This window comes from Streptomyces sp. NPDC006208, from assembly GCF_040613775.1.
Classification (GTDB): Bacteria; Actinomycetota; Actinomycetes; order Streptomycetales; family Streptomycetaceae; genus Streptomyces.
The window spans coordinates 203,905-214,613 of record NZ_JBEXSW010000009.1; the positions used below are offsets into that span (position 1 = coordinate 203,905).

Here is a 10,709-nt window from a genome sequence, read left to right on the forward strand (position 1 = left end):
GGGAGCGTTGCCCCTTCGGGGCTCCTGGCTGTCCCCCGGGCGCGGCCGGGTCCATGTCCTGCGCACTCGGGGCGGGCCCGGCCTCTCGGGCGGCGGGGCCCGGCCGTGACCGTGGCGTGTGCCGCTCCGGGGCAGCGCCCTCGGGCAGGCAGCGGGACCGGGCTGCCGTCTCCCGGAGCACGGTCGGTCCGTATCCGTGCGTCACACGTGCGTCGGGCCGCTCCCGGAGGCACGGCGGGGTCCGTCGCTGTGGCGTGGGCCGCTCCGGGACTCGTGTCCGGGACTGCTTTCCCGGGACTTGCCCCACTCTTACGACGCCTTACGTCCCGGACACGACCCCTGCGCGTCCTTGGCCGGGCCCTACGCCCCGGGCCCGGCACTCCCCGAGGCAGGGACCCGAGCCGCACGCGGGGCTTCGGCGGACGTCCGAAAAACCCCATTCGCCGCGGCACCCGGTGCCCGCTTCGGCGGCACGGGATGCCAATTTCTTGGGAATAGCAGCTTTTCCCCCTGAGACTTTGATCGATCATCGATCAGAGACTTACAGTCGACGACGGGTTCACCAACCCTTCGCCCTGTCCTGCCAGACAAGGCACCCCCTTGGCACCCCCCTGTCTCCACCCCCCTCCTGTCCGGAAGGCGGCGATCATGACCGACCCCGTAGGCAAGCTTCCGAGCGAGCTCGACCAGCTCCCGGACCGTGATGCCGAGGAAACCGCCGAGTGGGCGGCGTCCCTCGACGCCGTCACGGAGCACGCAGGCCCGCACCGCGCCGCGTACCTGATGCGCCGCACGCTCCAGCACGCCGAGAAGGCAGGCATCGCCCTGCCCCGGCTGCTGGAGACGGACTACGTCAACACCATCCCGACCTCCGCCGAGCCCGCCCTCGACGGCGACGAGGCGATGGAAGCCCGGATCACGGCCTGGAACCGCTGGAACGCGGCAGCGATGGTCACCCGCGGCTCCCGGTTCGGCGTCGGCGGCCACATCGCCACCTTCGCCTCCGCAGCCTGGCTCTACGAGACCGGCTTCAACCACTTCTTCCGCGGCAAGGAGGGCGACGGGAGCGGCGACCAGCTCTACATCCAGGGCCACGCCTCGCCCGGCATCTACGCCCGCGCCTTCCTCGACGGCCGGATCAGCGAGCAGCAGCTCGACAACTTCCGGCAGGAGGCGGGCGGAGCCGGCCTCCCGTCGTACCCGCACCCGCGCCGGCTGCCCTGGCTGTGGGAGTTCCCCACGGTCTCCATGGGCCTCGGCCCGCTCTCCGCGATCTACCAGGCGCGCTTCAACCGCTATCTGCTGGGCCGCGGGATCAAGGACACGTCGCAGTCCCACGTCTGGGCCTTCCTCGGCGACGGCGAGATGGACGAGCCCGAGTCGACCGCCGCTCTCGCCCTCGCCTCCCGTGAGCGGCTCGACAACCTGACGTTCGTCATCAACTGCAATCTGCAGCGCCTCGACGGACCGGTCCGCGCCAACTTCAAGATCGTGCAGGAGCTGGAGGCCCAGTTCCGTGGCGCCGGCTGGAACGTCGTCAAGTCCCTGTGGGGCTCGGCCTGGGACGAGCTGTTCCAGCTCGACACCACGGGTGCGCTGGTGCGCCGCCTGCGTGAGGTCCCGGACGCGCAGTTCCAGACGTACGCGACCCGCGACGTGACGTACATCCGCGAGCACTTCTTCGGCGCGGAGCCCGCGCTCGTGGAGCTCGCGAGGCTGCTGACCGACGCCAAGATCGCCGAGTGCTTCCACACCTCCCGCGGCGGCCACGAGGCCCGCAAGGTGTACGCGGCGTACAAGGCGGCCGTCGAGCACAAGGGCGCGCCGACGGTGATCCTCGCGCAGACGGTGAAGGGCTACACGCTCGGCAAGGGCTTCGAGTCCAAGAACGCCAACCACCAGATGAAGAAGCTGACGACCGACGAGTTCAAGGGCATGCGCGACCTGCTCGGGCTCCCGATCGCCGACAGCGCCTTCGCCGACGGTCTGGTTCCCTACGGCCACCCCGGAGCCGACTCCCCCGAGGTCCGCTACCTCCAGGAGCGCCGCGCGGCGCTCGGCGGTCCGGCCCCGGCCCGCCGGGTGCACGCCGTTGCCCTGCCCGAGCCGCAGGAGCGCGCCTTCCAGGCCCTCCACAAGGGCTCGGGCAAGCAGGAGATGGCCACCACCATGGCGTTCGTGCGTCTGGTCAAGGACCTGATGCGGGACAAGGAGACGGGCAGGCGCTGGGTGCCGATCGTCCCGGACGAGGCCCGCACCTTCGGTATGGAGTCGCTGTTCCCGTCGGCCGGCATCTACTCGCCGCTGGGCCAGACGTACGAGCCGGTCGACCGCGACCAGCTGATGTACTACAAGGAGGCCACCGACGGCCAGATCCTCAACGAGGGGATCACCGAGGCCGGTGCCATGGCCGACTTCATCGCCGCCGCCACGTCGTACGCGACGCACGGCGAGCCGATGATCCCCTTCTACATCTTCTACTCGATGTTCGGCTGGCAGCGCACGGCCGACCAGATGTGGCAGCTCGCCGACCAGCTCGGCAAGGGTTTCATCGTGGGCGCGACCGCCGGCCGTACGACCCTGACCGGTGAGGGTCTGCAGCACGCGGACGGCCACTCGCACCTGATCGCGTCCACGAACCCGGCGTCGCTCAACTACGACCCGGCGTTCGCGTACGAGATCGCGGTGATCGTCAAGGACGGTCTGCGCCGGATGTACGGGGAGAACCCCGAGGACGTCTTCTACTACCTGACGGTCTACAACGAGCCCAAGCCGCAGCCCGCCATGCCGGAGGGTGTCGAGGACGGCATCGTCCGCGGCCTGTACCGCTTCAAGGAGGGCGTGGCCGCTTCCGCCGACTCCCCGCGCCTCCAGCTGCTCGCCTCGGGTACGGCGATCCACTGGGCGCTGGAGGCGCAGGAGCTGCTGGCCGCGGACTGGGGCGTGACCGCCGACGTGTGGTCCGCGACCTCGTGGGGCGAGCTGCGCCGCGACGCCCTGGAGGCCGACGAGGCGCTGCTGCGCGGCGAGCAGCGCATCCCGTACGTCGCCCAGGCGCTGGAAGGCGCGCCCGGTCCGGTGCTCGCGGTCAGCGACTGGATGCGCCAGGTCCCGGACCAGATCAGCCAGTGGGTCGAGCAGGACTGGTCGTCGCTCGGTACGGACGGTTTCGGTCTGTCCGACACGCGTGACGCGGCCCGCCGCCACTTCGGCGTCGACGCGCAGTCGATCACCGTCGCCGCGCTGGCGCAGCTGGCGAAGCGCGGCGAGGTCCCGGCCTCGGCGGTGAAGGAGGCGCGCGAGCGCTACGGCCTGTAAGGGCCGCTCCCTCGGAATCCCCGGTGGCGCCCCGCCGCCGGGGATTCGGCCGTTCCCGCTCGCTGAAGCCTGTCGTCCCTGATCGGTGATGCTTGACCCTGACACCGTGTGAACCCGTGCACTGGGAGACGTCATGTTCAGCATCGGAGACTTCGCCAGGCACGGCCGTGTGTCGGCCCGCATGCTGCGTCACTACGACGCGATCGGGCTGCTGCGTCCCGCCCACACCGACCCGTTCAGCGGGTACCGCTACTACACCGCGGCCCAGCTCGCCCAGCTCAACCGTGTGGTCGCCCTCAAGGATCTCGGTTTCACGCTCCAGCAGGTGCAGGAGATCCTCGAGGAGCGCGTCACCACGGACGAACTGCGCGGGATGCTCAGGCTGCGGCAGGCGGAACTGGAATCGGCGATGGCCGCGGCGGCCGCACGGCTGGCCCAGGTCGAGGCGAGGCTCCGTTCGATCGAGAGCGAGGGTCACATGCCCACTCAGGACGTCGTGATCAAGAGCACCCCGGCGGTACGGGTGGCGGAGCTCACCGCCGTCGCCGCCGGCTACGGGCCCGAACACATCGGCCCGGTGATCAGCCCCCTGTACGACGAGCTGTTCCGGCGGCTGAAGGCGGCCGGCGTCACGCCGACGGGCCCCGGGATCGCGTACTACGAGGACGCGCCGGAGGGCGACGGCTCGATCCTGGTGCACGCGGGGTGCACGGTGGCCGCGGACCAGCTGCCCGGCCAGGACTTCGAGATCGTCGATCTGCCCGCGGTGGAGCGTGCCGCGACGATCGTGCACCGTGGGCCGATGGACGCGATCATGCCCACGGCGCAGAATCTGGCCCACTGGATCGACGCGGGCGGTCACAGCTCGGCGGGCTACGCCCGTGAGGTCTACCTGGAGTGCCCGCCGGACAAGGAGAAGTGGGTGACGGAGCTTCAGGAGCCGCTCGCCTGAGCTGCGCGATGATGGGGCCATGCGTGCTGCCCGGCTGATCAAGATGGTCCTGCTCCTGCAGGCCAGGCCCGCCATGACCGCGGCGGAGCTGGCGCGGGAGCTGGAGGTGTCGGAGCGGACGGTCAACCGGGACGCCCTGGCCCTGTCGGAAGCCGGGGTCCCGGTCTATGCCGACCGGGGCCGGGGCGGCGGCTACCGGCTGATCGGCGGCTACCGCACCCGGCTGACGGGCCTCGGCCGCGACGAGGCCGAGGCCCTGTTCCTGTCCGGGCTGCCGGGTGCGCTGCGGGACATGGGCCTCGACGACGCGGCGTCCGCGGCACGCCTGAAGGTGTCCGCGGCGCTGCTCCCCTCGCTGAGCGGTGCCTCCGACTCGGCGGCCCAGCGCTTCCATCTCGACGCACCCGGCTGGTACCAGGAGCCCGAGACACCCGCTCTGCTGCCTCAGATCGCCGAGGCGGTGTGGGGCGACCGCCGGATCCGGGCGACGTATGTCCGCCAGGAGCGGGAGGTGGAGCGGGAGTTGGAACCGTACGGTCTGGTTCTCAAGGCGGGCGTCTGGTACTTGTGCGCCCGCGTCGACGGAACCTTCAGGGTGTACCGGATCGACCGTTTCTCGGCAGTCGAATGCGAGGGGGACGGCTTCGCACGCGACAAGGGCTTCGATCTCCCGGCGTTCTGGTCGGACCGGGCGCGGCAGTTCGCGCGTTCCATCCTCCGCACGGAGGTGGTCGTCCGCCTCACCGGGCCCGGCGCGGGCCGGCTGCCGCACGTCACGGACCGCGCCGCGGCCGAGGAGTCCCTGACCACGGCCGGCCCACCGGAAGCCGACGGCCGGGTGACGCTCACCCTGCCCGTGGAGTCCCTGGACGTGGCGTTCACCCAACTCCTGTCGCTGGGCCCGGAGGTGGAGGTCCTTCAGCCGCCGCAGCTGCGCGAACGCTTCGCGCGGACGGCGGCACTGATGGGTGAACTGTATGCGGCGCCACCTGGCCGCTAGGGTTGTCGATCATGCGTTCCAGAACCGGGCTGCCGGCCCTCGCAGTGGCCATGGGTGTCTGTCTGACGGCGTGTTCGGCGGGCGCCGCGGAGTACCAGGACGACTACGCCCGTCACGAGCCCCTGCACGTCGTCGGCTACCCCTCCACCGGGAGCCTCGATGTGGTGCAGAGCGTTGTCTGGCGGCTCGCGGACGGTGACGCCGAGGCGCTGGCCGCCCTGGCCGTCGAGGACGGCTCGCCCGACGCGACGGCGCGCAACTGGGTCAGGGCCTTCGGTGCGGCAGCCCAGGGCGAGGTGACAGCCGACTTCTACGACGAGGGCTCCCTACGGCAGGTCGTGGTCCTGTACTTCGCGAAGAACGGCCGTTCCAAGGAGATCGAGGCACGCATCGGCGCCGATGGCTCCTGGGGCATCACCATGGACGAGCCCGATCCCGACGAGGCCGCGGCCACGCCCGGCTGGGCACCCGACGAGCCCGGCGGATCCGGCTCGCGTTCGGGGGCGTCGCACTCCCCCGCGGCCCCTCAGCGATAGTCCTGGACCGAGGGCTTCTCCCCGGCCTGCTCGGCGAGCATGTACCCCCAGACGTCCGGTCGGCTGCCGTCCGCGTCCGTGATGCCGTACTCCTTCGCCAGACGGCCGCTGTCCAGCGACTGTCCGTTCCAGCGCGCCCGTTCCGGGTCAGCGACAAGGGCGGCGACTCCCCGGCCGATGTAGAGGGGGGACTCCGACAGCGCCCAGTGCCGCTGCTTGTCGATGCCGTCGCGCCAGTTCTCCTCGGTGAGGCCGAAGATGTCGAGCATCTCCTCGGAGCGGATGAAGCCCGGGGTGACCGCGACGGCCGTGCCGCCGACACTCCTCAGCTCCTCGCCGAGGATGAAGGCCATCCGGATCGGGGCGTTCTTGGCCAGGTCGTAGTAGAAGTTCTCGCGGAACCCCTTGTTGGACTCCGCCGTGCCGTCGGTGACCTCGACGACCAGGCCACCGGGCCGGCGCACCAGCAGCGGCAGCGCGATGCTGCTGGTGATGATGTGGCTCTTGGCGCCCAGATCCAGCATCCGCAGCCCGCGGTCCAGGTCGACGTCCCACATCTTGGTGTCGAAATCGAGCAGGAAGTTCCCGCCCCAGATGTCGTTGACGAGGATGTCCAGGCGTCCGTGGTCGCGGTCGACGCGCTCGATCAGCGCCCGTACCTGATCCGCCTGGAGATGGTCCGTCGGCACGGCGATGCCCTCGCCGCCGGCGGCGTCCACCAGTTCCGCGGTCTCCTCGATGGTCTCGCCGGCCCGGCCCATCTCGCTCACCTGCTCGCGAGTGGTCCTGCCGGTGACGTACACGGTCGCGCCCGCGGCGCCCAGCTGGACCGCGATGGCGCGGCCCGCGCCCCGGGTCGCGCCCGCGACCAGGGCGATCTTTCCGGCCAGTGGCTCGGCCCTCGTCGTCCGAGTCGTCGTCTCCATCGTGTTCTCCGTGGTGCTCTCCGTCGTCATACGAAGACCGTCGCACGCATACCCGACATCCTCTGTCGCCATTCCTGCGGGCTACGGCGAATGAAGCAGAACGGCGGCAGAAGGGGTCAAAAACGTGGCTCCGCGTGCGCCGTCTGTCCTCAACCACGATGCTTGTCCCGTGATGGACGAGACGGAGTTCTGGGAGATCATCGACAGCACCCGCGAGGCCGCCGAGGGCGACCCCGAGGATCACGCGGATCTGCTGGTCGAGCGCCTGTTGCAACTCGACCCCGACGCCGTGCTGGACTTCGCCCGCCATTTCGAGGCCCGTTACAACCGCGCGTACACCTGGGACCTGTGGGGCGCGGCCGCCGTGCTGCTCGGCGGCGCCAGCGACGACGCCTTCGACTACTTCCGCTGCTGGCTCATCGGCCAGGGCCGGGACATCTTCGAGGGCGCGGTGCACGACCCCGACGCGCTGGCCGAGTTGCTGGACGAGTTCGACGAGGACATCGACGGGGACGGTGAGGAGCTGGGGTACGCGGCGGACGAGGCGTACGAGCAGCTGACCGGCGTCGTCGCCCCGGACCTCGGCATCACGCCGCAGCCCGCCGAACCTGTCGGCACGCCGTTCGACTTCGACGACGACGCGGCGCTGGCGGCACGCTTCCCGAGGCTGTGGGAGCGCTTCGGGGCCGTGTAGCGGTCTATTCGGCCAGGCTACGGCCCATCAGCACATCGTCCACGTACCGCCCGTCGAGGTGGAACTCGCCCGGCAGCACGCCCTCCACCACGAAGCCCTCCGACTCGTACAGCGCCCGTGCGGGCTTGTTGTGGCCCAGCACGCGCAGCGTGATGCGGACCGCGCCCTGACGTCGCGCCTCGGCGCAGGCCGCGCGCACCAGGGCACGGCCGATACCGCGCCCGCGCGCCCGGCCGGCCACCGCGAGCCCCTGGATCTGGCGGACATGGCGATTGCAGGCGAGCGGTGTCGGCGGCACCAGCCGGATGTAGCCGAGGAGCGAGCCGTCCGGGTCCTCCGCCACCAGGTGGTGCTCGGGCGGGTCGGCCTCGCCGAAGAAGGGGTCATGGGGCGGCTGCGGCCTCGACTGCACGGAGTGCAGCGTCGACCACACGTCGACGTCCAGTTCGCGCAGCGCCGCGTCGTCGGCATGTCGTGCGGTACGTATGTGTGACTCGGCTGACTCGGCCATGGGAGCAACTGTGTCATGCGGCAGGGGAGGGGCAGGATGGGCCCATGCGGATCGCAGTCACCGGTTCGACCGGGCTCATCGGTACGGCACTTGTCCACTCGCTCCGCGCGGACGGGCACGAGGTGGTGCGTCTGGTGCGGCGCCCGGCGCGGGCCGGGGACGAGGTGGAGTGGGACCCGGACCGGCAGTACGTCGATGTGGCCGGCCTGGTCGGCTGTGACGGCGTGGTGCATCTGGCCGGCGCCGGGATCGCCGGCCGCCGCTGGACGGATGCGTACAAGCGGCAGATCCGGGACAGCCGGGTGCTCGGCACCGCGGCGATCGCGGAGGCCGTCGCCTCCCTGGCCGAGCCGCCGCGGGTGCTGGTCTGCGGGAGCGCCGTCGGCTTCTACGGCGACTGCGGTGACCGGGTGCTGGACGAGAACTCTCCGCCCGGGGACGGGTTCCTGCCGAAGGTGTGCGTGGAGTGGGAGGAGGCGGCGGCCGCGGCCGAGGAGGCGGGCGTACGGACGGCCTTCGCGCGCACGGGGCTGGTGGTGTCCCGGCGCGGCGGCGCATGGGGACGGATGTTCCCGCTTTTCAAGGCGGGGCTCGGGGGGCGGCTGGGACACGGCCGGCAGTACTGGAGCTTCATCGCCCTGCACGACGAGATCGCCGCGCTACGACACATTCTGGACACGGAGTCCCTGTCGGGTCCGGTCAATCTGACCGCGCCGAACCCGGTGACCAATGCCGAGGTGACGGCCGCGATGGGCCGTGTGCTGCACCGGCCGACGCTGTTCACGGCGCCGCCGCCCGCGCTGCGCGTGGTGATGGGCGAGCTGGCGGCGGAAGTGCTCGGCAGCCAACGGGTGCTGCCGAAGCGGCTGCTGGCGTCGGGGTTCACGTTCGCCTTCCCGACCGTCGACGAGGCGATCCGGGCGGCGCTGCGGTAAGGCCGGAGCCGCCGGCCGGGGCCGGGGCGCGCAGCGCGTGCGCCCCCGCGCTCCGGTGCACCGCGCTGTGCGCGATCTCCCGCGGACCCACGGCTGCCTACTCTCGCATCGAACTCGGGTATTCCCGGAGCATGTTGGGGGCATGAGCCTCCCACCAGCCGCGCCGACCTCGGGGAGGGGCACGTGCTCAGCACCGCTCATCATGCGGACGTCGTCATCGTCGGGGCCGGGATCGCCGGCCTCTCGGCGGCTCATCAACTGACCAGCGCAGGCGTCACGGTCAGCGTCCTGGAGACCGCTCCTGATGTGGGCGGCAGGATGGCCACCGAGCAGATCGACGGCTTCCGGCTCGACCGCACAGGCCAGTTGCTCACCACCGCGTATCCGGAGCTGCGCCGTACGACGGGGCTCGCGGATGCCGTCCTGCGGACCTTCTCGCCCGGTGTGCTCGTGCACAGCGCCGGGCGACTGCAACGAACCGGGGAAGTCGGGAGCTCCCCGTTCGCCCTCCGGGGCGTAGGGGGCGCATTCACGGTTGCGCGCGCCCTCGCAAGCGCCCCTCGGCCTCGTCAACTCGACCAGGCCAGGCTCGGGGCGTCGTTGGCGCGCCTCGGCGCCGCGCCCGTGCCGAGGGTGCTCGCGCGCCCCGAGCAGCCGGCGGCGGAGGCGCTGCACACGCGCGGGCTCCCGGCGCGTACGGTGCACGGCTTCCTGCGGCCGCTGCTCTCCGCGCTGCTGGGCGACCCGGAGCTGACGGCGACCTCCAGCCGCTGCGCGGACCTCGCCCTGCGCGGCTACGCCCTCGGGCGCCTGTGCGTGCCCGCCGGCGGGGCCTCGGCCCTGCCACAGCTGCTGGCGGCCGGGCTGCCGGAGGGGACGGTACGGACGGAGACACGCGTCACGGACATCTCGACGACACGCGTCACGACCGAGCAGCACGGCGAGATCCGCTGCCGTTCGGTCCTGGTGGCCACGGACGCGCGCGCGGCGGCCGAACTGCTGCCCGGCCTGCGGGTGCCGTCCTTCCACCCGGTGACCGTGCTGCACCACACGGCACCGGCACCGCCGCTCGCGGACCCGTCGCTGGTCCTGGACGCGGACCGGTCCGGGCCGGTCGCGTACACGGCGGTGATGAGCGAGGTCGATCCGTCGCGGGCGCCGGAGGGCCGGGTGCTGATCACCTCGACGGTGCTCGGCACGCCGCCTCCTGATCTGGACCGGCGGGTGCGGCAACAGCTCGCCGGGGTCTACGGCACGCCGACCGACGAGTGGGAGCTGCTGACGGTCCACCACACCCGCGACGCGGTCCCGGCGATGCCCGCACCGCACGATCTGCGGCGCCCGGTCCGTGTGCTGTCGGGCCTGTACGTCTGCGGCGACCACCGGTCCACGTCGACGGTCCAGGGCGCGCTGTACTCGGCCCGCCGGGCGACGCGGGCGATCCTGTCGGACTTCGGCATCCAGCCGGGGTACGAGCCGGCGCAGCTGTCGGCTGCCGCGTAAGCCTGGGGGCGGGCCGCGCGCACACCGGGCGGCCCGCCCGTGGGTGTTGCTCCTGGGGCGGGCCGCCTGTGCATCGGGCGGGTCCGTCCGTGGGTGTTGCCCGCAGGGCGCCTGTCCGGTGGGTGGTGCGGGGGCCGGGGCCGCCGGTCGTTCCCGGGCAGGGCGTCTTTCCTCTGCGGCCGGTGCGGCTTTGGGCCGCCGGGCAGCGCCGGGCCCGGTTCGTAGCGCCCGGCCGGGGACGCGCAGGGGTCGTGTCCGGGACGTAAGGCGTCGTAAGTCTTGAGCGGGGCAAGTCCCGGGAAAGCAGTCCCGGACACGAGCCCCGGAGCGGCCC

At 71.8% G+C, this 10,709-nt stretch carries 9 protein-coding genes; 7 read left to right on the forward strand and 2 right to left on the reverse strand.

Annotation, left to right across the window (positions count from 1 at the left end):
• Positions 1-648 precede the first annotated feature (648 nt).
• The 4 genes from aceE (at position 649) to ABZ208_RS09950 (ending at position 5,806) form a co-directional block, all read left to right on the forward strand.
• On the forward strand, positions 649-3,318 hold the full coding sequence (aceE, locus tag ABZ208_RS09935; RefSeq protein WP_356909002.1) for a pyruvate dehydrogenase (acetyl-transferring), homodimeric type: 2,670 nt from the start codon (positions 649-651) through the stop codon (positions 3,316-3,318).
• Between the two features lie 133 nt (positions 3,319-3,451).
• A complete protein-coding gene (locus ABZ208_RS09940) occupies positions 3,452-4,270 on the forward strand; it encodes a MerR family transcriptional regulator (RefSeq protein ID WP_356909003.1) in 819 nt (272 codons plus the stop codon).
• Positions 4,271-4,289: 19 nt separating this feature from the next.
• Entirely contained in the window at positions 4,290-5,270 is a 981-nt protein-coding gene (locus ABZ208_RS09945; protein WP_356909004.1) for a YafY family protein, read from the forward strand.
• 11 nt (positions 5,271-5,281) lie between these two features.
• Positions 5,282-5,806: a hypothetical protein gene (locus tag ABZ208_RS09950; protein ID WP_356909005.1), complete on the forward strand. Its 525-nt coding sequence runs from the start codon at positions 5,282-5,284 to the stop codon at positions 5,804-5,806.
• Here the strand turns inward: ABZ208_RS09950 and ABZ208_RS09955 are convergent.
• Complete coding sequence (locus ABZ208_RS09955) at positions 5,797-6,732, reverse strand: SDR family oxidoreductase (protein WP_356909022.1); 936 nt, start codon at positions 6,730-6,732, stop codon at positions 5,797-5,799. The two genes, ABZ208_RS09950 and ABZ208_RS09955, sit on opposite strands and share 10 nt — an antisense overlap.
• A 172-nt stretch (positions 6,733-6,904) precedes the next feature.
• Here ABZ208_RS09955 and ABZ208_RS09960 point away from each other — a divergent pair, with 172 nt between their 5' ends.
• Entirely contained in the window at positions 6,905-7,426 is a 522-nt protein-coding gene (locus tag ABZ208_RS09960; protein WP_356909023.1) for a DUF4240 domain-containing protein, read from the forward strand.
• 4 nt (positions 7,427-7,430) lie between these two features.
• Here ABZ208_RS09960 and ABZ208_RS09965 read toward each other — a convergent pair whose 3' ends face one another.
• Positions 7,431-7,937, reverse strand: a complete 507-nt coding sequence (locus ABZ208_RS09965; RefSeq protein WP_356909006.1) for a GNAT family N-acetyltransferase — start codon at positions 7,935-7,937, stop codon at positions 7,431-7,433.
• A gap of 44 nt (positions 7,938-7,981) precedes the next feature.
• Between ABZ208_RS09965 and ABZ208_RS09970 the strand changes: the two genes are divergently transcribed.
• Positions 7,982-8,872, forward strand: coding sequence for a TIGR01777 family oxidoreductase (locus ABZ208_RS09970; RefSeq protein ID WP_356909007.1), 891 nt, complete (start codon positions 7,982-7,984; stop codon positions 8,870-8,872).
• Positions 8,873-9,055: 183 nt separating this feature from the next.
• Complete coding sequence (locus ABZ208_RS09975) at positions 9,056-10,375, forward strand: NAD(P)/FAD-dependent oxidoreductase (RefSeq protein ID WP_356909009.1); 1,320 nt, start codon at positions 9,056-9,058, stop codon at positions 10,373-10,375.
• The last annotated feature ends 334 nt before the right edge of the window (positions 10,376-10,709 follow it).